This window comes from Janthinobacterium svalbardense, assembly GCF_002327145.1.
GTDB lineage: Bacteria > Pseudomonadota > Gammaproteobacteria > Burkholderiales > Burkholderiaceae_D > Janthinobacterium > Janthinobacterium tructae.
Genome location: NZ_CP023422.1, coordinates 5468709 through 5491974 on the forward strand (window position 1 = coordinate 5468709; position 23266 = coordinate 5491974).

General features: G+C 64.5%; 16 protein-coding genes and 1 tRNA gene. 7 read left to right on the forward strand and 10 right to left on the reverse strand.

Features of this window, described 5'->3' with window-relative positions; all coding sequences use genetic code 11:
* Positions 1 to 68 precede the first annotated feature (68 nt).
* The 5 genes from CNX70_RS24340 (at position 69) to CNX70_RS24360 (ending at position 7615) form a co-directional block, all read left to right on the forward strand.
* A complete protein-coding gene (locus CNX70_RS24340) occupies positions 69 to 797 on the forward strand; it encodes a CerR family C-terminal domain-containing protein (protein ID WP_096237649.1) in 729 nt (242 codons plus the stop codon).
* Complete coding sequence (locus tag CNX70_RS24345) at positions 794 to 2209, forward strand: efflux transporter outer membrane subunit (protein ID WP_244198944.1); 1416 nt, start codon at positions 794 to 796, stop codon at positions 2207 to 2209. Before CNX70_RS24340 ends, CNX70_RS24345 begins: the two co-directional genes overlap by 4 nt.
* Positions 2210 to 2222: 13 nt before the next feature.
* Positions 2223 to 3386 carry an efflux RND transporter periplasmic adaptor subunit gene (locus tag CNX70_RS24350; RefSeq protein WP_096238664.1) on the forward strand — a complete coding sequence of 388 codons (1164 nt, stop codon included), beginning with the start codon at positions 2223 to 2225 and terminating at the stop codon, positions 3384 to 3386.
* Between the two features lie 9 nt (positions 3387 to 3395).
* Positions 3396 to 6512: an efflux RND transporter permease subunit gene (locus CNX70_RS24355; RefSeq protein WP_096237650.1), complete on the forward strand. Its 3117-nt coding sequence runs from the start codon at positions 3396 to 3398 to the stop codon at positions 6510 to 6512.
* Between the two features lie 131 nt (positions 6513 to 6643).
* Positions 6644 to 7615 (forward strand): hypothetical protein, encoded by a 972-nt coding sequence (locus CNX70_RS24360; protein WP_157751260.1) that lies wholly within the window; start codon positions 6644 to 6646, stop codon positions 7613 to 7615.
* Positions 7616 to 7643: 28 nt separating this feature from the next.
* On the opposite strand, the gene CNX70_RS24365 is transcribed toward CNX70_RS24360, so the two are convergent.
* The 7 genes from CNX70_RS24365 to CNX70_RS24395 all read right to left on the reverse strand — a co-directional run bounded on the left by CNX70_RS24365 (position 7644) and on the right by CNX70_RS24395 (position 16653).
* The gene (locus tag CNX70_RS24365) at positions 7644 to 8384 is read right to left on the reverse strand and encodes a tetratricopeptide repeat protein (RefSeq protein ID WP_167389716.1); all 741 of its coding nucleotides are present in this window, start codon (positions 8382 to 8384) and stop codon (positions 7644 to 7646) included.
* Positions 8385 to 8492: 108 nt separating this feature from the next.
* On the reverse strand, positions 8493 to 9893 hold the full coding sequence (locus CNX70_RS24370; RefSeq protein ID WP_096237653.1) for an efflux transporter outer membrane subunit: 1401 nt from the start codon (positions 9891 to 9893) through the stop codon (positions 8493 to 8495).
* Positions 9890 to 11059 (reverse strand): HlyD family secretion protein, encoded by a 1170-nt coding sequence (locus CNX70_RS24375; RefSeq protein WP_244198945.1) that lies wholly within the window; start codon positions 11057 to 11059, stop codon positions 9890 to 9892. The genes CNX70_RS24370 and CNX70_RS24375 overlap by 4 nt, the downstream gene beginning before the upstream one ends.
* On the reverse strand, positions 11046 to 12740 hold the full coding sequence (locus CNX70_RS24380; RefSeq protein WP_208624459.1) for an MFS transporter: 1695 nt from the start codon (positions 12738 to 12740) through the stop codon (positions 11046 to 11048). The genes CNX70_RS24375 and CNX70_RS24380 overlap by 14 nt, the downstream gene beginning before the upstream one ends.
* A 151-nt stretch (positions 12741 to 12891) precedes the next feature.
* Positions 12892 to 13512, reverse strand: a complete 621-nt coding sequence (locus CNX70_RS24385; protein ID WP_157751262.1) for a helix-turn-helix transcriptional regulator — start codon at positions 13510 to 13512, stop codon at positions 12892 to 12894.
* A gap of 140 nt (positions 13513 to 13652) precedes the next feature.
* Positions 13653 to 16064, reverse strand: coding sequence for a catalase (locus CNX70_RS24390; RefSeq protein WP_096237656.1), 2412 nt, complete (start codon positions 16062 to 16064; stop codon positions 13653 to 13655).
* A 235-nt stretch (positions 16065 to 16299) separates the two neighbouring features.
* Positions 16300 to 16653 (reverse strand): ElaB/YgaM/YqjD family protein, encoded by a 354-nt coding sequence (locus tag CNX70_RS24395; RefSeq protein ID WP_096237657.1) that lies wholly within the window; start codon positions 16651 to 16653, stop codon positions 16300 to 16302.
* Positions 16654 to 16985: 332 nt separating this feature from the next.
* Here CNX70_RS24395 and CNX70_RS24400 point away from each other — a divergent pair, with 332 nt between their 5' ends.
* A complete protein-coding gene (locus CNX70_RS24400; RefSeq protein WP_096237658.1) occupies positions 16986 to 18386 on the forward strand; it encodes an aminotransferase-like domain-containing protein in 1401 nt (466 codons plus the stop codon).
* Between the two features lie 98 nt (positions 18387 to 18484).
* Here CNX70_RS24400 and CNX70_RS24405 read toward each other — a convergent pair.
* The 3 genes from CNX70_RS24405 to pepN all read right to left on the reverse strand — a co-directional run bounded on the left by CNX70_RS24405 (position 18485) and on the right by pepN (position 22431).
* Positions 18485 to 18560 (reverse strand) — tRNA-Thr (locus tag CNX70_RS24405).
* A 106-nt stretch (positions 18561 to 18666) separates the two neighbouring features.
* Positions 18667 to 19668 carry a class 1 fructose-bisphosphatase gene (locus CNX70_RS24410; protein ID WP_071075685.1) on the reverse strand — a complete coding sequence of 334 codons (1002 nt, stop codon included), beginning with the start codon at positions 19666 to 19668 and terminating at the stop codon, positions 18667 to 18669.
* Between the two features lie 108 nt (positions 19669 to 19776).
* Positions 19777 to 22431 (reverse strand): aminopeptidase N, encoded by a 2655-nt coding sequence (pepN, locus tag CNX70_RS24415; RefSeq protein WP_096237659.1) that lies wholly within the window; start codon positions 22429 to 22431, stop codon positions 19777 to 19779.
* Positions 22432 to 22628: 197 nt separating this feature from the next.
* Here pepN and CNX70_RS24420 point away from each other — a divergent pair, with 197 nt between their 5' ends.
* Positions 22629 to 23258 carry a DUF4136 domain-containing protein gene (locus tag CNX70_RS24420; protein WP_096237660.1) on the forward strand — a complete coding sequence of 210 codons (630 nt, stop codon included), beginning with the start codon at positions 22629 to 22631 and terminating at the stop codon, positions 23256 to 23258.
* The last annotated feature ends 8 nt before the right edge of the window (positions 23259 to 23266 follow it).

The following is a 23266-nucleotide window of genomic DNA, read 5'->3' on the forward strand; positions in this document are numbered from 1 at the left end:
TCTTTCCTTAACTAAATCAAACGATTTAGTTATATCAATCGTTTGAGATATGTGATTAAATCTCCGGCATGATTGAAAAAAACGCCACCCCCACTCTCCACGCCGACGACGCACGCAAGCCCCGTTCCGATGGAGAACAGTCGCGCGAGCGGCTGCTGCATAGCGCCATCCGCCTGTTTGCCGAACAGGGCTACGCCAAGACCTCCACGCGCGAACTGGCGCAGGCGGCCGGCACCAACGCGGCCGCCATCCGCTACTATTTTGGCGACAAGGCGGGCCTGTACCGCGCCGCCTTCGCGCAGCAATCGTCGGACCCGCAAGACAATATCGCCCTGTACGAGCAGCCCCATTTCACCCTGCGCCAAAGCCTGGAAGGCTTTTATGCGCAATTGCTCGCCCCCATGCAGCAGGGCGAGATCGCACGCGACTGCATGCGCCTGTGGTGCCGCGAAATGCTCGAACCGACGGGCCTGTGGGCACGCGAAATCGACCAGAACATCCGCCCCGAACACGAGGCGCTGACGCGCGTGCTGGCGCGCCACCTGGGCGCGCCCGACAACAGCGACGACATGCACCGCCTGGCGTTTTCCATCGCCTCGCTGGCCCTGCAGCACATGGTGGGCGCCGAAGTGCTGCAAACCTTGCGTCCGCAATTGCTGGAATCGCCGCACGCCATCGACACCTGGTTGGCGCGCATGACCGACTACGCGCTGGCCATGGCCGACGTGGAGCGCCGGCGCCTGGCCCTTCCTCCCTCTCCCCCCACCGCTCAACGACAAGCAGAAGGACCAGCATGACGACTATTCGATGCACCGTTCAACGCGCCCTGGCCGCCAGCATCGTGCTGGCGCTGGGCGGCTGCGCCCTGCAGGGGCCGCCCGCAGCCGTGGCCGCCAGCGCACCCGCGCAATGGCAGGCGCCGCTGCCGCATAACGGCAAGCTGACGGACCTGGCCAGCTGGTGGCAGGGCCAGGGCGATAGCCTGCTGGTGGAATTGATCACCGATGCGCAGCAGGTCAGCCCGACCATCGCCGCCGCCGGCACGCGCATCGTGCAGGCGCGCGCAGACAGCATCGCCAGCGGCGCCGCGCTGGCGCCCAAGCTCGATGCGACGGGCAGCGTGGTGCGCACCAGCCAGCAATCGGCGCAGCCCGGCGGCACCACCTCGCAGGCCGCCTTGCAAGCGTCGTGGGAAATCGATGTGTTTGGCGCCAATCGTGCCACGCGCGATGCGGCGCAGGAGCGTTACGACAGCGCCCGGGCGGGCTGGCATGAGGCCCGCGTCTCGGTCGCCGCCGAAGTGGCGAACCAGTACTACGCCTTGCGCACCTGCCAGCAACTGCAGGCAGTGGCCGAACAGGATGCCGTCTCGCGTCGCGATTCGGCACGCCTGACGCAACTGAGCGCCGGCGCCGGCTTTCAGCCGCCCGCCAACGCCGCCCTGGCCCGCGCCAGCGCCGCCGAAGGAGCCAGCCGCGCCATCGAACAGCGCGCCGCCTGCGATGTGAATGTCAAGGCGCTGGTGGCCTTGTCGGCCCTGCCGGAAGAAACGCTGCGCCAGAAGCTGGCGGCCAGCCCCTTTGTTGCGCCCTCGCCCGTGGCGATTGCGCAACTGCCGGCGCAAACCCTGGGCCAGCGTCCCGACATCTACAGCGCCGAACGCGAAGTGGCCGCCGCCAGCTTCGAAGTGCGCGGCGCCCAGGCGCAGCGCTACCCGCGTCTGAGCCTGGCCGGCTCCATCGGCAAAGGCAATATCCGCGCTGGCGGCACCAGCATCACGGCCAGCACCTGGAGCATCGGTCCGCTGGCCGTCAGCCTGCCCATCTTCGACGGCGGCACCCGCCGCGCCCAGGTCGATGCAGCCACGGCGCGCTACGACGAAGCGGTGGTGAAGTACCGCGCCGGCGTGCGCCAGGCCGTGCGCGAAGTGGAAGAAGCCTTGGTCAACCTGGCCAGCACGGACGAGCGCAGCGGCCATGCGAAAACGGCCCTGGAAGGCTACCGCGTGTCGTTCGTCGCCACCGAGGACCGCTACAAGAATGGCCTGGCCAGCCTGATCGAACTGGAAGACGCGCGCCGCACGCGCCTGGCCGCTGAAAACACTGTGGTCAACCTGGCGCGCGAACGCAGCGCCGCCTGGGTAGCGCTGTACCGCGCCGCCGGCGGCGGCTGGAACAGCAGCAACGCCATCGCCAACAATGCCCCCTGACGGATACGACAACATGAAAAAAATGACCTTGAAACCGATGGCGCTCGCGCTGGCCGCCCTTTGCGTGATGCTGGGCGCCGGCGTGGCCCTGTACTCCCCATCCTCCACAGCGGCCGACGACGCCAAGGATAAAAACGCGGCACCAAAGCCTGCGCTCACCGTCACCACGGCCAAGCCGCAAACGGCCAGCCTGCCCATCAAGCTGAAGGCCAACGGCAACGTGGCCGCCTGGCAGGAAGCCGTCATCGGCAGCGAATCGAACGGCTTGCGCCTGACCGACGTGCGCGTCAACGTGGGCGACGTGGTGCGCGCCGGCCAGGTGCTGGCCGTGTTCTCGAACGACACGGTCAACGCCGACGTGGCACAAGCCAGGGCCGCCGTACTGGAAGCGGAAGCGAATGCGGCCGAGGCGGCAGCCAACGCCCAGCGCGCCCGCTCGCTGCAAAGCACGGGCGCCATCAGCGCGCAGCAGATCAGCCAGTACCTGACGGCCGAACAGACGGCCAACGCGCGCATTGCGTCCGCCAAGGCGCAGCTGGCGTCGCAGCAGCTGCGCCTGAAATACACGCAGGTGGTGGCGCCCGACAGCGGCATCATCTCCTCGCGCTCGGCCACCGTCGGATCGGTGGTGGGCGCCGGCACGGAGCTGTTCCGCATGATCCGCCAGGGCCGCCTCGAATGGCGCGCCGAAGTGACGGCCACCGAGCTGCTGAATTTAAAACCGGGCACGCTGGCGCAAGTCAAGGCAGCCAATGGCAGCGTTTTGACGGGCAAGGTGCGCATGATCGCCCCTACCGTCGATCCGCAGACGCGTTCCGCCCTCGTGTATGTGGACCTGCCGGCCAGCAGCGGCAACAATGCGCCATTCAAGGCCGGCATGTACGCCAGCGGCGAATTTGAACTGGGCACGTCGGGCGCGCTGACGGTGCCGCAGCAGGCCATTGCCGTGCGCGATGGCTTCAGCTATGTCTTCCGCCTGAATGCCGACCAGCGGGTCAGCCAGATCAAGGTGCAGGCCGGACGGCGCTTGAGCGACCGCATCGAGATTGTAAGCGGCATCACGGCCGACACGACGATTGTCGTCAGCGGCGCCGGCTTCCTCAATGACGGAGATTTGGTCCGTAATGTGAAAACCCCGGTTCAGACGCCGGTGGCTGCACCGGCAGCGAAAAAGTAAGGAGAGGCCATGAACTTTTCCTCCCTCTCGATCAAGAATCCGATCCCGGCCATCATGCTGTTCGCGCTGCTGACCCTGGCCGGCCTGCTGGCCTACAAGGCCAATCCGGTGCAGGATTTCCCTGACATCGAACTGCCTATCGTCACCGTCAGCGCGGTGTTGCCCGGCGCCGCGCCGGCCCAGCTGGAAACGGAAGTGGCGCGCAAGATCGAAGACTCCGTCGCCACCTTGCAAGGCGTGAAAAACATCTACACCAAGGTGCTCGATGGCGTCGTCACGGTGACCGTTGAATTCATCCTGGAAAAGCAGATCGCCGAAGCCGTCAACGATGTGCGCGACGCCGTCGCCCGCGTCAAGGCGGACATGCCGGCCGAGCTGCGCGACCCCACCGTCACCAAAGCGTCCACCGCCGGGCGCGTGGTACTGACCTTTATCGCCACGGCGAAACCGGGCGTGGACAATCCGCTCGACTCGCCCGACCTGTCCTGGTTCGTCGACAACACGGTGGCCAAGCGCCTCTTGACAGTGCCCGGCGTAGGCGCCGTTACCCGCGTGGGCGGCGTCTACCGCGAGATCCAGGTGGAGCTCGACGAGGCACGCATGGCCGCATTGAAAGTGTCGGCCCTCGACGTCTCGCGCCAGCTGCGCCTGGTGCAGCGCGAAGCGCCTGGTGGCCGGGGCGACATCAGCGGCGCCGAGCAGTCGGTGCGCACCATCGCCACCGTCAAGACGGCCGATGAACTGTCGCGCGTGGAAGTGCCGCTGCCGGATGGACGCCATGTGCGCCTGGACCAGGTGGCCACGGTGCGCGACACGGTCGCCGAACCGCGCGCGCTGGCCGAGCAGGATGGCAAGACGGTTGTCGCTTTCGAGGTGTTCCGCACCAAGGGCGCCAGCGAAGTGGCCGTCGCCAAGGGCGCACGCGACGCCATCGCCGACCTGCAGAAGGAAAACCCCAACGTGGTGCTGCAGCAGTCGATCGACAATGCCTTCCCCGTCGAGGAAAACTTCGAAGGCTCGATGGAGCTGCTGTACGAAGGCGCGCTGCTGGCCGTGCTGGTGGTGTGGTGGTTCCTGCGCGACTGGCGTGCCACCCTGGTGGCCGCAGCCGCCCTGCCCCTGTCGGTGATGCCGGCTTTCCTCGGCATCTACTGGTTCGGCTACACGCTCAATACCGTCACCCTGCTGTCGCTGGCGCTGGTCGTCGGCGTGCTGGTCGACGACGCCATCGTGGAAATCGAAAACATCGAGCGCCATCTGCGCATGGGCAAGTCGCCCATGCAAGCGGCCATGGAAGCGGCCGACGAAATCGGCATGGCGGTGATCGCCACCACCTTCGCGCTGGTGGCCGTGTTCCTGCCGACGGCCTTCATGAGTGGTATTCCCGGCCTGTTCTTCAAGCAGTTCGGCTGGACGGCCGTGCTGGCCGTGCTGGCTTCCCTGGTGGTGGCGCGCCTGCTCACGCCGATGATGGCCGCCTACATATTGAAACCGCTGCCGCACAAGGAAGAAAAGGATGGCTGGCTGATGACGCGCTACCTGCACGTGATGCGCTGGTGCCTGAACCACCGCGGCGTCACGGCCATCGCTGCGGCCCTGTTCTTTGTCGGCGCCATCCTGCTGGTGCCGCTGCTGCCGACGGGCTTCGTGCCGGCCGCCGACCGCGCGCAAACGCAGATCAACCTGGAACTGCCACCCGGTTCCACCCTGGCCGAAACGCAGGCCGTGGCAGCCATGGCGCGCGACGCGGCCATGCAGACGCCTGGCATCAAGGGCGTCTTCAGTTCGATTGGCGGCGGCTCCAGCGGCGATGCCTTCGCCCCCGGCGCGGCGGCAGAGGCGCGCCGCGCCGTGCTGACCCTGACCACCGTACACCGCACCGAACGCAAGGAATCGATGGCGGGCCTGGAAACGCAGTTGCGCCACAAGCTCGATACGATACCCGGCGCACGCTTCACGGTGGGGCCGCCCGACACTGGCGTCAAGATGCAGCTGGTGCTGCGTTCGGAAGACCCGGTGGCGTTGATGGCGGCGGCGCAAAAGGTCGAGCGCGAGCTGCGCGGCCTGAAAGGCATCGGCAACGTCAATTCCAGCGCCTCGCTGGTGCGCCCGGAAATCATCGTGCGTCCCGATTTTGCCAAGGCGGCAGACCTGGGCGTGACGGCGGCAGCCATCGGCGAGACGGTGCGCGTGGCCACGGCCGGCGACTACGATACGGACCTGACGAAAATGAACCTGCCCGAACGGCAAGTGCCGATCCGCGTCAAGCTGCCCAACAGCGTGCGCGCCGACCTGGCCGCCATCGAGCGCCTGAGCGTACCCGGCAAGAATGGTCCCGTGCGCCTGGCGAACGTGGCCAGCGTGACGATGGAAAGCGGCCCGGCACAGATCGACCGTTTGAACCGCAGCCGCAACGTGACGCTCGACGTGGAACTCGGTTCGCGTACCCTCGGCGAATTGAATGAAGAAGCGCGCGCACTGCCGTCGATGAAAAATTTGCCGCCTTCCGTGAAGATCGCCGAACTGGGCGACGCGCAGGAAATGGCGTCGCTGTTTGCCAGCTTCGGCCTGGCCATGCTGATCGGCGTGCTGTGCATCTACTGCGTGCTGGTGCTGCTGTTCAAGGACTTCATGCAGCCGGTGACCATCCTGGCAGCGCTGCCGCTGTCGATCGGCGGCGCCTTCGTGGCGCTCCTGATCACGGGCAGCGCCCTGTCGATGCCGTCGATGATCGGCCTGATCATGCTGATGGGGATCGTCACCAAGAACTCCATCCTGCTGGTCGACTATGCGATCCTGGCGCGCCAGGCCGGCATGAACCGCTTCGACGCGCTGGTCGACGCCTGTCACAAGCGCAGCCGGCCCATCCTGATGACGACGATTGCCATGGGCGCCGGCATGATGCCGCTGGCGCTGGGCTGGGGCGCCGATCCCAGCTTCCGTTCGCCGATGGCGATTACCGTCATCGGCGGCCTGATCACCTCGACTTTATTGAGCCTGCTGGTGGTGCCGGCAGTCTTCACCTACATCGACGACCTCGAGCACCTGCTCAAGCGCGGCATGGCGAAACTGCGCCGCCAGAAGGCCCCGCTGCGGCGCGATGACAGGGCGGCGCTGGAAAAATAAGCAGCGCCATTGTTTGCAAAATCGCCCCCTGCGGGCAAGGAAGCGAGGGACCGGCCGCCAGGCCGCGCTCCCTCGCTTCCATCTATCTGGCATACTGCGCCCATTCTCCATGAACGCAATCTGCCCTGCCTATGAATTACCGTACTCCGCTCGTCCTGCTAATGGTATCCGCACTGCTCGGCGCCTGTTCGGACAAGACCACCCCCGCCAGCGCCGACCTGGCAGCTGATGTGGTAGCCGATGTCCCCGCCGCCTCTGCCGAAACGGCATCGGCCGAACACGTGCCGCCACCGGCCGCCACCGCGCCCAAGACGGAAGAGATGAACACGCCGCAGGCGCGCAAGCGCGAGGCGGGCATGATGCGTGCCGTCTTTGGCAAGGACTACCGCGGCGACAGCGACGATGCGCTGGCCGACCTGCCCGATCCGGACAACCATGTCGACAAACTCAGTTATGTCGTCAGTGCCGTCAGCCACAGGCTGCTGCCCGATGGCCGCGCCATCCTGGTGGCGAATGCGGAAACGGCCAACACGGAAGGCACGGCAGAATCGGCGCACGCCTCGTCGGGGCTGTTGAACGTCTTTTTCCTGGCCCCCAAGGGTCAGCCGGAAGACGGCCAGTGGCAAGTCGTGAAACGGCTGGAAAACATCGCCGCCCTGGGTTCGTCTGGACAACTCGGTGAAGTGCACTGGGTCATGCTGGGTGCGAACAAGCCGGGACTGGCGATCCGCCACGGCTATACGGGCCAGGGTTACACCATCACGCAACTGGCCCTGTTTGAAATCGGCGACGGCAAAGTGACCGCGCTCGATGGCGGCATGGACCTGTACTCGGACAATATGGGCGCCTGCACGCCGGACATGGACGAGTGCTGGATGGTCAGCGGCAAGTGGCGCTTCGCCCCCGCGCGCAACGGTGGCGCCTACGACGACTTGCTGATCGATTTCACGGGCGCATCCGAAAAGATCAAACCGGGCGTCACGGTCAAACCGGACCAGGACCCGCCGCGCATCGCCACGCCCTTGAATGGCCATGCGCGTTATGGCTTCGATGGCAAGGGATATAAACTGGTTGAGGGCAAAAATACGGTGCCTGGCGTGTAAGTTATACCCGCCAGGCACCGTCATGCCACTACCTGCGCGCCGCCTCCAGGCGCGCCAGCAGCGGCGCATACATCGAGCGCGTATGGCTGCTCCAGCGGGCCATGGCGCTGTCGATATCGAGCAGCAGGCGTTCCGACAACACCTTGTCTCCCTGCTGCAGTGCCCAGATCGCGTACTCGGCGCGGCAGTCGAAGCTGTTGTAGCGCGTCAGCGCGTCGTCGAATTCCACCTTCGCTTCCACCTGGCGCCCGCTTTGCGCCAGCGCGCGGGCCGTCAGCAGCGACACCATCTCGGGACGGAAATGCATATCCGTGCGGCGAATGAATTCCAGGTGCGTCAAGGCCTCGGCGCCACGCGCGCATTCCAGGTAGGCGCGTGCCGCGCCCAGGCGAATTTCCAGGTCCGATGAAAACGCTCCCCGCAAGCAGGCTTCATACGTCGATGCCGCTTCCTGCGCATCGCCCGCTTCGAGCAGCGCGCTGGCCAGGCGCATCTGGTTTTGCGCCGTTGGCGTGTACTCGAAGGCGGCCTTCGCCTCACGCAATTCCCGATTCGGATCGAGCACCTGCACGGCTACCGAAGCGACCTTGCGCGCACCTTGCGGCAGGCGCGAATTGGGCAGGTAGATGGCGAAGAAATACACCACGCTGCCCAGCAGCGGGAACATGAATAAAATGAGCAGCCAGTACAGCTGCTGCCCGTTGCGCACCACGTGAATCGCAAAAAATACCGCGATCAGGATGTGGATGCCTATGCCAAAAATCGTCATGCTGCGACCTCGTTCGTTCGTGATGGGAGCCGCTGGCACCATGCCGCCGCTTTCCCTGGTCAGAATATTACACTGGCCGCGTCAAACGGCCGCGCCAGGCACGCTGGCCTATTGCACCTTGGCCGACCAGCCGCCGCCCATGGCCCGGTACAGGTCCACCGAGGCGACGAGGATGCGCGTCTTCAGCTGCAGCAGCCCCACGTCGGCGCTGTACAGGGTGCGCTGGGCATCGAGTTCTTCCAGGTACGAGGCGTAGCCATTGCGATAGCGGTTATGCGCGATGCGCAAGGTGTCCGCCGCCGTAGCGCGGCGCGCGTCGTTTTCCACGGCTTGCTGCTGCAGCCGGTAGATGGCGCCCAGGCTGTTCTCCGTTTCGGCGAAAGCATTCCGCACCACATTTTCATACGTGTACACGAGCTGGTCGCGCTGTGCGCCGGCCGCATCCGTCTGCGCCTGCACGCGCCCGCCGTCGAACAGGGGGCCGGCCGCCAGTGCCGTCAGCCGCCACAGGGCCGTCGGCGCATGCAGGAAATCGGTGAGCGTTGTTGCTTGCCCGCCGCCCGCCGCCGTCAGCTTGAACGAGGGCAGCAGCTGGTCGCGCGTGGCCGCCAGGCTGGCGTTGGCGGCCGCCAGATTGTGTTCCGCGCGCGCGATGTCGGGCCGCCGGCGCAACAGTTCGGACGGCAGGCCGGCAGGCACGCCCGGCGCCGCCAGCTCGGCCAGCGGCAAGCCGCGCGCGATGGCGCCAGGATTGCCGCCGACGAGGATCGCCAGCGCGTTTTCCTGCTCAAAGATCTGCCGCTGCAGCTGCGGCACCTGCTCGGCCGCCGCATGGTATTCCGATTGCGCCTGCAGCCATTCCAGCCGCGAACTGTAGCCCACCTCGAACTGCTTGCGCGCCAGCTCGCGCGACTGTTCGCGCAGCTGCAGGGTCGATTGCGTCAGCGCCAGCTGCGCGTCGAGTCCGCGCAGATTCAGGTAACTCGTCGCCACGCTGGCGGCGATCGACAGGGCCGCCGCATCGAGGCTGGCCTGTTCGGCGCGGTAACTCTCGCCGGCTGCGTCGCTCAGATTGCCCAGCCGGCCCCACACGTCGATTTCATAGCTGGCCTGCAGTTCTGCCTGGAAGATATTCGTCACATACGGCTTGCCACTCGACGCCAGGGTGCGCGTGCGCGTGGGCGAACCGTCGAACGCCAGGTTCGGCGCGCGGTTCGCATCGGCCTGCGCCAGGCGGGCGCGGTATTCCTGCACGCGGGCGCGCGCCACGCGCAAGTCGCCATTGCGCGCCAGCGCTTCGCCCACCAGGTCGCTCAGTACCGGGTCGCCGAAGGCTTGCCACCACAACTGCTCGACATGGGCGTCAGTCGCCGCAGGCGCACCGGCCGCCTGCGCGCGCCAGCCGGACGGCAATTGCAGGCTTGACGCGGGCTGCGGTGGCGCGTTGGCGGCGCAGCCGGCCAGCGCCAGCACGCCGGCCATCAGCAGGAAACGGCGGCGGCGCTTCATGGCTTGGCTTTCTTTGGCGGCGGCGGGGGCGCGGGATTGTCCACCGAGTCGTTCAGCACGGCCGACGTGTCGACGCTGACCACCACCGACATGCCAGGCACGAGCCGGCGCGCATTCGCCTGCCCCGCATCGATGCGGATACGCACGGGAATGCGCTGAGCAATTTTGAGGTAGTTGCCCGTCGCGTTATCGGCCGGCAGCACGGAAAATTCGGAACCGGTGGCCGGCGAAATGCGCTCCACCTGGCCCGTCAGCACGGCGCCGTCGAGCGCGTCGACGTGGAAGGTGGCGCTCTGCCCTTCCTGCACGCCGTTCATTTGCGTTTCCTTGAAATTGGCGATGACCCACATCTGGCGCGGCACCAGCGCCATCAGCTGCGCGCCCGAATTCACATACGCGCCCTGGCGCACCGTCACCTGGCCCAATTGTCCATCGGATGGCGCCACGATGCGCGTGTTATCGAGGTCGATCTTCGCCGCCTTGAGGGCCGCCTGCGCGTTCGCCACGGCCGCTTCCAGTGCCTGCTTGTTGACTACCACGCTATGCACGCTTTGCTGGGCGATGTCGAGATTGGCGCGCGCCTGCGCCAGCGCGGCGGCCATCTGCGCCTGCGTGGCGCGCGACTGGTCGTGTTCGCGCTGCGACAGCGAGCCATCGGCCACCAGCTGCTCCACGCGATTCAAATCGGCGCTGGCCTTGCGCGCCTGCGCTTCCGCGTTGGCCAGTGCCGCCTCGCTGACGGAAATACCCGCCTGCGCGCTGGCCTTCTGCTGCGCCCAGTTCGACAGCGCCGCCTGCTGCGCCGCCAGCTGGGCCTGGGCCTGCTCGTAGCGCTGCTGGTAGATGCGGTCATCGATGCGCACCAGCAGCTGCCCTTCCTTCACATCCATGAAATCCTGCACCGTCACTTCCACCACATAGCCGGACAGCTGCGTGCCGATGATGGTCACCTGCCCGCGCACGGTGGCGTTTTCCGTCGTCACGATGGGGCTGGTGAACGGCGGCAAACGCCACGCGTACAGCACGATCAGCACGCCCACCAGGGCCACGGCGGCAAAGGCCAGCGCGGACAGCCACTGGTGGCGCCGGTCCGGCTGCGCCATGGAAGGGGCGGCGGGTGCGGGTGCGGTGGGAGGTGCTGGCGGTGTACTGTTATTTTCTGTCATTGCTCGGTTCCGAATTGGTAATGGGGACGATGGCCATGGCCGTCTGCGCATCGCGCACGGGGCCGACCAGGCGACGCGCGCCAGTGGTGATGCGGGTCCAGGACTGGCTGACCAGCATCCAGACCAAGGTGGCGATGGCGACGCCGGCGATCATCAGAAAGACGTCGTTGTAGGCCAGCACATTGGCTTCGCGCGTGGCGATGGCGCCCAGGCGCGCCACGCCCTGGGCGCTGCGCAGGGCCGGGTCCATCAGCACGCCGCCATAGCTTGCGGCGCCCGACTGCACGCGCGCGGCTACCTGCGGGTCGAGCATGGTCAGGTGCTCGACCAGGTAGCTGGAATGGTATTTTTCGCGCGCCGTCTGGATGGTGCCGACGATGGCCGAACCAAGCAGGCCGCCCAGGTTCTGCGTCATGGTAAACATCACGGAAAAACTCACCAGGTTGCGCGGTTCGGCGATCACGGCGCCCATGCCAGCCACCATGGTGGGGCCGAGGAAATACGTGCCGCCAAAGGCCAGCAGGAACTGGCTGACATACATGTTGACGGGGCGCGTCTGGCTGGTGGCGTGCGCGTCGATCAGGGCGCCGGCAGCGATCAGCAGCAGCGCGAACATCAGCGAGCGGTTCAGGGTCGCCGGATTGATCGTCAGCGCGCTGACCACCAGGCCCGCCACGCTGCCCAGCAGCACCACGATGAACAGGTGCTGCATCTGGTCCGTGTTCAAGCCCAGCGCCTGCAGGAAGCCGACGGCGCCCGTCGACTCGGACAGCACGATGCGAAACAGCAGCACCGATAAAAACAGCTTGGCGATCTTGCCCGTGGTGAGCCAGCGCGTATTGAGCAGCGGGCGCGCGCGGTTATGCTCGATGGCCAGCGAGGCGGCGATCAGCACGATGGAACACGCCAGGCACACGCCCACCCACTCGGACTCCATCCACCACGCCGTGCGCCCCTGCGCCAGCACGGCGCACAGCAGGGCCACGCCGGGCGCGAACAGAATGAAAGTGAGGAAGTCGAGCGGCTCGAACGTCTGCACGCGGTCGCCGGGCGGCAGCTTCAGGGCCAGCACGCAGCCCAGCGCCAGCAGGGCCAGTCCCAGTTCGAACAGGTACAGGCCATGCCATTCGCCGATCTGCAGCAGTTCGGAGGTGAAGATGCGCGCCAGCGGCAAGGCCAACTGGGCAAAGCCCAGGCCCAGCACCACGCCCTTCAGGCGGTGCCGCGCGGGAAACGCCTGCAGGGTGTAGTACAGGCCCAGCACGCCCAGCGCGCCGCCCACCATGCCATGCGCGGCGCGCACGGCGATCGCCGACGGCAAGGTATTCGCATACAAGTGGGCAAACGTCACCAGCGCATACAGCACCAGGAATGCTTCCGTAAACAGGCGCAGGCCGAATTGCTGGCGGAACTTCACCAGCAGCAGATTCATGGAGACGATGGTCATCACGTAGGCGGCCGGCAGCCACTGCATCTGGTAGGCATAGGCGGCCAGCGAACCTTGCAGGTTCAGCAAATTGGCCGTCACCAGGCCGTTGCCCAGTCCCCCCGTCAGCGCGACGATCAGGCCGACGATGAAATACGCGACACGCTTGGGCGTCGAATGTTCGGGCATCGATGGCGACCCGGGCAAGGTCGGGCGTTCGCCCGGCCCCCAGGTGCGAGGTGTATACTTGTCCATGCGGTAATCGCGATCCGGTTTGCTGAAGCCGTTCTTTGCTGCTGCTTTACTGCCATCAAGCAGACAGTTGCAAATGAACAGTTCTCATGCGCAGCATATCACCGCAGGACGTTTTTATTGTTTACATTGATGGAAGCTGTTGTCCAGCCGCTCACGTCCCCGTTTTCACGATACCACTGCGGTCGCGCCTGCGCGAAAAATACCAGTCGACCATGTAGCGGATGACACAGGCGAACAGTGTCATCTGGAGGCTGGCCATAGCCAAGGCGCGTGGCGTTGCACTGAAACTGGTAAACAGCAGGGCCAGGGCGCCAAAAACAAAGCCGAATTGCGCCGTGCGGCGAGCCGGAGTGGCCAGAGCCGCCCGCCCGGTAAAGTACCAGCCCAGGCCTGCGTACAGCGTGGCAGCGATGGCCAGCATACAGGCCACAGGCATGGCGGCTGGCAGGAGCCAGCCCAACGCGGACAATAGCGCGGCGCCCGCCGCCAGCAGCGCCAGCAAGCCGGCGGCGCGATAGCGCGTGGGGGCCGCGCTGGAAATTGCCACCGCCGGCAAAGGGCTGTCTTGCGGTGCCGGCTCACGCAGCGACAGCGCGCGCACGTCGATGCCGAAGACGGCAGCCAGAGCCATGCGCGTTTCATTGGACGCGCTGCCATCGGCTTCGACCCGCTGTATCGTGCGCAGACTCACGTCGGCGCTGCACGCCAATTGCTCCTGCGACCAGGCGCGCTCCGTGCGTAGCCGCCGGACGGTGCTTGCATCAATTTTCATGTCGTCATCCATGGTAAGGCTCCAATAAGAAAGAAAGGAAGCCAAGGATGCCGAGTTTACAACATAAATACGACGACACCATGCCGCCAGCGGGGTGACAGCAAGCCGCCACTCCAGTAATGCAGCGGCTGGCTCCTTGCTCACACCCGCGGCGGGTCCGTTTCGCGCGCGAACGCCCGGTGCGCCGCCAGCGCCTTTTTAAAGGCCGCTACGGCTTTCAGCACGTCGCTGGAAGGCGCAACGATGAAGGCGGGATCCGGCTTGCCGTCGGGCAGGGCCGCCGGCACGCCAGCCTTGTCCAGCAAGCCCTTGCCCGCGCCGATGGCCAGCAGCGGCTTGCAGTGGCGGTATTGCAGGCGCAAGAAGTCGAGCGCGTTGGCGTCGTCGCCCAGTTGCTGCACGGCGCCCTGGCCGTCGGCAAGCACGACGGCGTCGAACAGCACGGACGGTCCCGCTTCGAGCGAGATTTCCACGTCGAGCGGCGCGCCGCCGCTGGTGTCGACCCGGCCAAGCTGGCTGCCCACCAGACGCGGCACGGCGCCATCGGCCAGCAACGCGGCATAGATATTGCGCACCTGCGCGCCATCGCTGCCCGGCCCCACCAGGATGGCCACGCGCAAGGTATGGATGCCCGTCTTGCCAGGACGGAAAAAGAGCGACAGCGCTGGCGACGGCGCATACGCGGGCAGCGGCTGCAGGGAGGCGCGCGGCATGACGGGCGGCAGCGCCAGGCCCAAGGCATCGGCCAGGTCCTGCGCCAGGGTTTCGTCGACATTGCGCAGCATGGCGACGATGCGCTGGCGAATGGCCACCGTCTGCACCTTGCTCAGTTCAAAGCGGAACGCATGCACAATGTGATCTTGCTCGACAGGCGTCTGGCTGATCCAGAACAAACGCGCCTGGCCATAATGCTCGGCGAATTTCTCGGGCTTGCCGCGCACCTTGTCGCCTTCGGCGGGCGCGGGGAAACTGTTGAAACCCTTCGCACCCGCCTGGAACGGACAGCCACCCGCCAGCGAATTGGGTTCGTACGCCACCCGGCCACGGTTGATGGCCTGGCGGTGGATGCCGTCGCGCTGGTTGTTGTGCAGCGGCGCCAGCGGCGCATTGATGGGGATTTCATGGAAGTTGGCGCCGCCCAGGCGCGTCAACTGGGTATCGACATACGAGTGGATGCGCCCCTGCAGCAGCGGGTCGTTACTGAAATCGATGCCGGGCACGATGTGCGCCGTGCAAAAGGCCACCTGCTCCGTCTCGGCGAAAAAATTGTCAGGATTGCGGTTCAAGACCATTTTCCCGACGGGGACAAGCGGCACCAGTTCTTCGGGGATCAGCTTGGTGGGATCGAGCACGTCGAAGGGAAACGCTTCGGCCTGCGCTTCCGTGAAGACCTGGAAGGCCAGCTCGTATTCGGGATACTCGCCGCACTCGATGGCTTCCCACAGGTCGCGCCGGTGAAAATCGGAATCGGCGCCGCTGATCTTGACGGCTTCGTCCCACACAAGCGAATGCGTGCCGGCCATGGGCGACCAGTGGAATTTGCAGAACACGGACTGGCCCTTGGCATTCACCAGACGGAAGGTGTGCACGCCGAAGCCCTGCATCATCCGATAACTGCGCGGGATGGCACGGTCGGACATGGCCCACATCAGCATGTGCGTGATTTCCGGCGACAGCGAAGCGAAATCCCAGAAGGTGTCGTGCGCACTGGCCGCCTGCGGCATGCCATTGTGCGGCTCGGGTTTGACGGCGTGCACCAGGTCGGGGAATTTCATCGCATCCTGGATGAAGAAGACGGGGATGTTATTGCCGACCAAATCCCAGTTGCCCTCGTCGGTATAAAACTTCACGGCGAAGCCGCGCACGTCGCGCGCCGTGTCGGTCGAACCGCGTTCGCCGGCCACGGTGGAAAAGCGCACGAAGACGGGCGTGCGCTTGCCCGCCTTGGCGAACAGCGCGGCGCGCGTATGCTTGCTTTGCTCCTTGTAGCATTCGAAGTAACCATGGGCGGCCGAACCGCGCGCATGCACGACGCGCTCGGGGATGCGCTCATGGTCGAAATGCGTGAGCTTCTCACGCAAAATAAAATCTTCCATCAGGGTGGGACCGCGCAAGCCCGCCTTCAGCGAATTCTGGTTGTCGCCCACGGGCACGCCCTGGTTGGTCGTCAGTACGCAGCCGCTGTCGTCGGATCTGGCACGGTCCAGCGAGGCATTCGCGGCAGTCTCGCCCAGCACGGGCTGGCCAGCGCCCGTCTTCGCAGAAGGTATCGTTTCGCCCGCAGTGCTGGCCGTGGCCAGCGCTTCGCCCGCTGCCACATGCACGCCTTCGACCGGCGTGCGCGCTGCCTCGCCGTACTGGCCGTCCTCCTTGGGATTGACGGCCATGGCGGCGGACAGCTGCTGGCTGGCGGCCGTCTTTTGCAACAGCGCGCGGGTCACGTCATTGTCCGCGCCCAGGCTGTGCGGCGCAGTGCTGTCGGATGGGCCGCACATGCTGCTCAAGATGGAACCCGCACCGTCCGTGGACGGCGTTTTCTTGGTGGTAGCCATTACATCTCCTGTGAGTAGTTTGCGCCGGGAAGTAACGCTACAACTCCCTCATTCAGCGCACGAACAGGGCAATCAAAATAATGATGGGAATAGGTATGCCGATCAAACACAACAAAACGGAGCGCATCATCACTCTCCTTTACTGCTTGCTACTGTGCGCGTGGGCGCTGGCCCGCCCCGCCATGATGGCGAAGGGAACAGCGCCCACGACTTACCTTCCAGGAAGGCGTAAAGCTTATTTACGCGAACCCAGCAATTTCGACAGGCCATAACCGGCCGCGGCCGCAATCAGCAGCGACATGGCCGGGCGCTCACGCACATAACCGCGTCCCGTCTCGCCAGCGCGCTGGCAGGCGGCGCCCAATTGCTTGCCGCGCGCCATCAGGGTTTCGGAAGCTTTGCTGACGGTATCGCTGACCTGGCCGATGCGGTCGCCCACCTGGTCCACGCCGTCATGGGCGCGCGTGGCGACCTTGTCGGCCAAGGGCTGGGCCTGGCTAGCCACCTTGTCGATGGTGCGGTGCAAGTCCTGGCGCGTATCCTGGGCGGTGCCGTTCATATCGGAGCTGGTTTTTTCAATCGCGTTCATGGTGGTTTCCTTTAACAGTGAATAATTTCAACCATGCTCGATGCCGTGACCGAATCATGATTCTCCTCGCTTCGGGGAAAAAGAAGCGCCTAAACGCTGCCGGGCTGAGCCATATCAAATACGGGATCAGCAGCAAGCTGTTGGCACTACCTTAACCGCGCGCGCCGTGCGCCACTGTGCGCTGTCACACCTTGTGACCCAGACTTAAATTCCTGATGGAAATAACAATCCCCGCCGGCCTGGCGGGCCGAGCGGGGAAGCCAAATATGTATGGATTTTTAACGGGATCTTCCGCATAATTGCCAGAAGCAATATCCATGCATATAGATAAAATGTCTACATCAAAAGCCATACAAGAAGATAGCCGGGCCAGCGCGTGGATCACACCGTTCGTGCAGCACGGCGGCCCGCGCTACCTGCAGATCGCCGACATGCTCGAGCGCGCGCTGTCCGACGGCAGCCTGCGCCCGGGCGACCGCCTGCCGCCGCAGCGCCGCCTTGCAGCCCTGTTCCAGATCGACCTGACGACGGTGACGCGCGCCTACGACGAGGCCAAGCGCCGCAATTTGCTGGAGGGGCACGGCGCGCGCGGCACCTACGTGGCCGCGCCGAAGGTGGAATTGACGCAGATGCTGGACCTGAGCATGAACATCCCGCCGCCGCCTGCGGGCGTGGATTTCGACGACCTGCTGAAACAGGGCGTGGCACAGGTGCTGATGCGCACGGACAGCGACTTGTTGATGAGTTATCACCTGGGCGGCGGCGGCAAGGCTGACCGTGCGGCGGGCGCCGTCTGGCTCGCGCCCATGTTCGACCACGTCGAGGCCGAGCAGGTGGTAGCCTGCCCTGGCGCGCAGGCGGCGCTGGCAGCGCTGATACTGACCCTGAGCCGGCCCGGCGACAGCATATTGACGGAGCCAGCCGTGTATCCGGGCTTGCGCTCGGCAGCGGGGCAGCTCAATCGCAAGGCCATCGTCGTGGAAACGGACGCGGACGGCATGCTGCCCGATGCGCTGGAAAAAGCCGGCCGCAAGCACCGTGCGCGCCTGGTCTACCTCAATCCCACCCTGCAAAACCCCACCGCACACACCATGCCGGCCGCGCGGCGCCTGGCCATCACGCAGGTGGCCATACGCTGCGGCATGCACATCATCGAGGACGACCCGTACTGGCTGCTGGCCTCCGACGCGCCGCCGCCGCTGGCCCATTACGCGCCGGGCAACGTGTCGTATATCGCCACCCTGTCGAAATGCCTGGCGCCGGGCTTGCGCATGGCCTACGCGCTGGTTCCCGACGCGCAGCTGCGCGAGCGCTTCGTGCAAGCCCTGCGCTCGTTTTCCCTGATGGCCACACCGCTGACGACGGCACTGGCGACGCAATGGATACACGACGGCTCCGCGCACGCACTGCTGGCCGGCGTGCGCAGCGAAGCGGACGCGCGCCAGGACGTCATCCGCACGATTCTGACGGGCACCAGCCACCCGCGCAGCGACGGCATCCATGTCTGGTTTTCACTGCCCAGCTACTGGACCTCGCGCGAACTGGCCGCCACCGCCCGCGCCCAGGGCGTGGCCGTCACGGCCTCGGACGCCTTCCACGCCAGCAAACCACCGAACGCCATCCGCATCTCCCTGGGCAGCATCCGCGACCGCGCGCGCCTGGCCAGCGCATTGAAGAAATTATCGCTGCTGCTGGCGCACAAGCCGGTGGTGCACCAGGAGTTCGTCATTTAGGCGGTAGATGAGCGCGTCGGCGCAGGCTGGCGGGGAACAAAGCTTCAGACGAAAAAAAACCACCGTTTGTGCGGTGGTTTTTTTCTACTGCGAATACTTGGTGCCGTTGGCCGGAATCGAACTGGCGACCTTCACATTACGAATGTGCTGCTCTACCAACTGAGCTACAACGGCGAAGACCCACATTCTACAAACAATGCACAAAATTTGCTAGTGTCAACGCGAACTTTTTTGCATTTTTTTCGCGGCCCGGCTGCGGGCCGCTGAAAATCGCGGCTTTTTACTCCGCGTGATACGCCGTGACGCGGGCCACTTCGTCTTTCGAGCCAAGGAACACGGGCACGCGCTGGTGCAGCTTGTGCGGGGCGATGTCCATGATGCGCTGCTGGCCGTCGGTGGCCGCGCCGCCGGCTTGCTCGACGATGAAGGCCATCGGGTTCGCTTCATACATCAGGCGCAGCTTGCCCGGCATCGAGGTGTCGCGCAGGTCGGCCGGGTACATGAAGATGCCGCCGCGGTTCAGGATGCGGTGCACGTCGGCCACCATCGAAGCGATCCAGCGCATGTTGAAGTTGGTGCCGCGCGGGCCCGTGTCGCCGGCCAGCAGTTCGTCGACATAGCGCTTCACCGGTGGATGCCAGTGGCGCGCGTTCGACATGTTGATGGCGAACTCCTTCGTCGTTGGCGGAATCTGCATATTGCTTTGCGTGAGGACCCACGAACCCATTTCCCGGTCCAGGGTAAAGCAGTTCACGCCATTGCCGAAGGTCAGCACCAGCATGGTTTGCGGGCCGTACACAGCGTAGCCGGCGGCGACCTGCTTGGTACCCGCCTGCATGAAGTCCTGCTCGCTTGGCTGCCCCATGCCTTCCGGCGCTTTCAGCACCGAGAAGATGGTGCCGATCGAGACGTTGACGTCGATGTTCGACGAGCCATCGAGTGGGTCGAACAGCAGCATGTATTCGCCCTTCGGATAACGGTTAGGGATCGGGTGGATCGATTCCATCTCTTCCGACGCCATGGCCGCCAGATGGCCACCCCACTCGTTCGCTTCGAGCAAAATCTCGTTGGAGATGATGTCGAGCTTTTTCTGTACTTCGCCCTGCACGTTTTCCGTGTCGGCCGTGCCCAGCACTTCACCCAGGGCGCCCTTGCCGACAGCGTGGCTGATGGTTTTACAAGCGCGCGCGACGACTTCGATCAGCAGGCGCAGTTCGGCCGGAATGCTGTTGTTCGAGCGCTGCTCTTCAACCAGGTATTGCGTAAGACTGATGCGTTTCATGAATTCCCTTTTGTTTTAATGATTAACCATTACCCCAAAAAGAAAGGCCGAGGTCGGACCCTGAGGGTCCGACCCCAGTCTCTGCCTGGGGGTGTAAATAATCTGCGTCTAGTTGGCCAATGCCTTGCTGACCACTTCCATCACGTCATTCGACAGGCTGGCCTGGCCGGCGACTTGCTCCAGCGCGTCGCGCATGTGGCTTTGCAGTGCGGGCACGTAACGGCGCCAGCGGTCCATCGAGCGCGCCAGGCGGGCCGCCACTTGCGGGTTCAGGGCGTCGAGCGCGATGACTTGCTCGGCCCAGAAAGCGTAGCCGCTGCCATCCGCCGCATGAAACTGCGATGGATTGCCGTTGGTGAAATTGAAGATCAGGCTGCGCGCGCGGTTCGGATTTTTCAAGGTGAAGGCCGGGTGCGTCATCAACTGGCGCACGGCTTGCACATCGGTCGTTGGCGCTGCCGCCTGCATGGCGAACCACTTGTCGACCACCAGCGCTTCGTTCTCGAAATCGGTATAGAAGCTGGTCAGCGCCGCCTGCGCATGCGGCTGCGAGCCGGAATGAATCAGCGCCGCCAGCGCCGCAGCGCGGTCAGTCATGTTGCCAGCATTGTCGAACTGCAGCCGCGCCAGGTCCAGCTCCGCCGCCCCGGGCGCGATCAACAGATACGACAGGGCCAGGTTTTTCAACGCCCGCTTGCCGGCCGACAGGGCGTCGGGGCTGTACTCGCCCGGCGTCTGGTTGGCGTGGTATTGCGCCAGCAATTCGGGCTTCAAGGCTACCGCGATGGTCGTGCGCATGAACTGGCGCGCCGCATGGATCGCCTGCGGATCGACTTGCGCCATGCGCTCGGCAATGATGGTTTCCGACGGCAGGATCAGTGCCAGCTCGCGGAAGGCAGGATCGAGCGTTGCATCGGCCAGCAAGGCGCGCTGCGCGGCGATGAAGGTCTCGTCCAGCGCCAGGGCCTCTCCGGCGACGACGGCGCCCGTGAGTTTCAGCAAGCGTTCCATGGCCAGGCGCTGGCCCGCTTCCCAGCGGTTGACCGGGTCGCTGTCGTGACGGAACAGATGCAGCAGCTGCGCATCCGTGTAGTCATATTCGAGCACCACGGGTGCGGAAAAATCGCGCAGCAGCGAAGGCACGGGTACTTCCGTCACATTCGTGAAGCGGAAGGTCTGCGACGCTTGCGTCAATTCCAGCACCACGCTGGCAGCGCCGTTCGATGCCACGCCGTCGACGTACAGCGGTAGATCGCGGCCATCGGCAGCCAGCAAGCCGACGGTGACGGGTATGTGGAATGGCAGTTTTTTCGGCTGGCCCGGCGTGGCGGGGCAGCTTTGCGCCAGCGTCAGCTCGAACGTCTGGCTGGCAGCGTCGTAGCGCGTGGAAGCGGTGACGATGGGCGTGCCGGCCTGGCTGTACCAGCGCTCGAACTGCTTGAAATCGCGGCCATTCGCGTCCGCCATGGCGGCGCGGAAGTCGTCGCACTGCACCGCCTGGCCATCGTGACGTTCAAAATACAGGTCCATGCCTTTGCGGAAACCGTCGCGGCCCACCAGGGTCTGATACATGCGCACCACTTCGGCGCCTTTTTCGTAGATCGTGACCGTGTAAAAATTATTGATTTCGACGAAGGAATCGGGACGCACGGGATGCGCCATCGGGCCCGCGTCTTCGGGGAACTGCGCCTGGCGCAGGGTGCGCACCTGGTCGATGCGCGTGACGGCGCGGCCCGTGTCCGTGCCGATCATGTCGGCCGAGAATTCCTGGTCGCGGAACACCGTCAAGCCTTCCTTCAGCGACAGCTGAAACCAGTCGCGGCACGTCACGCGGTTGCCCGTCCAGTTATGGAAGTACTCGTGGCCCACCACCGCCTCGATGCCCGCGTAATCGACGTCGGTCGCCACGCGCGAATTGGCCAGCACATACTTGGTATTGAAAATATTCAAACCCTTGTTTTCCATGGCGCCCATGTTGAAATCGCCCACGGCGACGATCATGAAGCGGTCCAGGTCCAGCTCCAGGCCGAAGCGCTCCTCGTCCCAGCGGATCGAGTTTTTCAGCGACTGCATGGCGTAGTCGGTTTTATCCAGGTTGCCCTCTTCCACCCATACCTGCAGCAGCACTTCGCGGCCGGACTTCAAGGTGTAGCGCTCTTCCTGGCACACCAGGCGCGCCGCCACCAGCGCGAACAAATAGGATGGCTTCTTGAACGGATCTTCCCACTTGGCGTAATGGCGGCCATCACCGAGGTCGCCCTCCTCGATCAGGTTGCCGTTCGATAGCAGCACCGGATATTTGTCCTTGTCGGCGCGCAGCATGACGGTGTACCTGGCCATCACGTCCGGGCGGTCCGGGAAGAAGGTGATGCGGCGGAAACCTTCGGCTTCGCACTGCGTGAAGAAGTTATGGTTCGACACATACAGACCGGACAGCGAGGTATTGTCCTGTGGCGCCAGCACGGTCTCGATCTCGAGCAGCACCTCGTCCGGCGCCCTGGGAATGGTCAGCATGCCGGCCGTCAGCTTGTACTGCGACGGCTTCAGCAGCTTGCCATTCAGGCGCACCAGCACCAGTTCGATGTGTTCGCCGTGCAATTCGATGCTGCGACTGGTACTGGCGGGGTTGTGGCGCATGTGGATCCGGCTCGCCACCACTGTGCGGGCGGGATCAAGATCGAAACCAAGTTCGACGCTGTCGACCAGGAAGCTGGGCGGCGTGTAATCTTTGCGGTAAATCGTCTGAGGGCTGTCTGTGCGCATAGGGAATGGGTGGGAGCGGAGGCAAAAGCCTATTTTACCAACACCAGCCCCCCGATAGTCGCGATTCAGCTCAGGAATGTTGGATTCCCTTACACGCCGACATACCAGGTAACATTCTGTAATAATGCATGGAAACAAATAGAACTATTCTTATACTACTAAGCGATGAATTGCGTCTACTATCAGGAGATCATGCAATGAAACGATATCTCACCATCATGATGGCCGCATTGACCGTGTTGCTGACCGGATGCGCCACCACCATACGCAGCGATGTGACCGTCTTCCATGAGTGGCCTGCACAATTGCAGGACAAATCGTATGCGTTTGAAGCGCCAGCGGCGGAAAACGACACGCTGGAATACCGCAGCTACCAGAACTTGGTGCGCGCGGAACTGGCCAAGCACGGCTTCGGCGAAGCTTCCGGCCCTGCCGCAGCCAATTTGCGCGTGGCGATGCAGTTTTCCACCGTCGACTATCCTGAGCGCGTGCTGCAAGCCACCGATCCATTCTGGTATGGCCCCGGCTACTGGCCTGGCCGCTACGGCTATCGCTACGGCGCATGGCCAGGCTATGGCCGCTTTGGCTATAACCCCTACTGGTATGGTCCGATGGACGTGGAAGAAAGCGTGCGCCATAAATACGAACGCGAATTGCGCGTGACGATCAATGACCGCAGCGGCAAGAAACTGTATGACGTGACCGTGCAATCGACCAGCAACAAGCGCGCCACGTCGCAAGTGATGCCAGCCATGGTAGCGAGCGCCTTTGCCGACTTCCCGGGCCAGAGCGGCGTCCCTCGTAAAGTGGAAGTAAAAATAGAGTAAAGACGCGG

Coding starts and splice junctions, on each gene's coding strand:
- CNX70_RS24340 (WP_096237649.1), top strand. CDS start 69: ATGATTGAAAAAAACGCCACCCCCACTCTCCACGCCGACGACGCACGC.
- CNX70_RS24345 (WP_244198944.1), top strand. CDS start 794: ATGACGACTATTCGATGCACCGTTCAACGCGCCCTGGCCGCCAGCATC.
- CNX70_RS24350 (WP_096238664.1), top strand. CDS start 2,223: ATGAAAAAAATGACCTTGAAACCGATGGCGCTCGCGCTGGCCGCCCTT.
- CNX70_RS24355 (WP_096237650.1), top strand. CDS start 3,396: ATGAACTTTTCCTCCCTCTCGATCAAGAATCCGATCCCGGCCATCATG.
- CNX70_RS24360 (WP_157751260.1), top strand. CDS start 6,644: ATGAATTACCGTACTCCGCTCGTCCTGCTAATGGTATCCGCACTGCTC.
- CNX70_RS24365 (WP_167389716.1), bottom strand. CDS start 8,384: ATGACGATTTTTGGCATAGGCATCCACATCCTGATCGCGGTATTTTTT.
- CNX70_RS24370 (WP_096237653.1), bottom strand. CDS start 9,893: ATGAAGCGCCGCCGCCGTTTCCTGCTGATGGCCGGCGTGCTGGCGCTG.
- CNX70_RS24375 (WP_244198945.1), bottom strand. CDS start 11,059: ATGACAGAAAATAACAGTACACCGCCAGCACCTCCCACCGCACCCGCA.
- CNX70_RS24380 (WP_208624459.1), bottom strand. CDS start 12,740: ATGGACAAGTATACACCTCGCACCTGGGGGCCGGGCGAACGCCCGACC.
- CNX70_RS24385 (WP_157751262.1), bottom strand. CDS start 13,512: ATGAAAATTGATGCAAGCACCGTCCGGCGGCTACGCACGGAGCGCGCC.
- CNX70_RS24390 (WP_096237656.1), bottom strand. CDS start 16,064: ATGGCTACCACCAAGAAAACGCCGTCCACGGACGGTGCGGGTTCCATC.
- CNX70_RS24395 (WP_096237657.1), bottom strand. CDS start 16,653: ATGAACGCGATTGAAAAAACCAGCTCCGATATGAACGGCACCGCCCAG.
- CNX70_RS24400 (WP_096237658.1), top strand. CDS start 16,986: ATGTCTACATCAAAAGCCATACAAGAAGATAGCCGGGCCAGCGCGTGG.
- CNX70_RS24410 (WP_071075685.1), bottom strand. CDS start 19,668: ATGAAACGCATCAGTCTTACGCAATACCTGGTTGAAGAGCAGCGCTCG.
- pepN (WP_096237659.1), bottom strand. CDS start 22,431: ATGCGCACAGACAGCCCTCAGACGATTTACCGCAAAGATTACACGCCG.
- CNX70_RS24420 (WP_096237660.1), top strand. CDS start 22,629: ATGAAACGATATCTCACCATCATGATGGCCGCATTGACCGTGTTGCTG.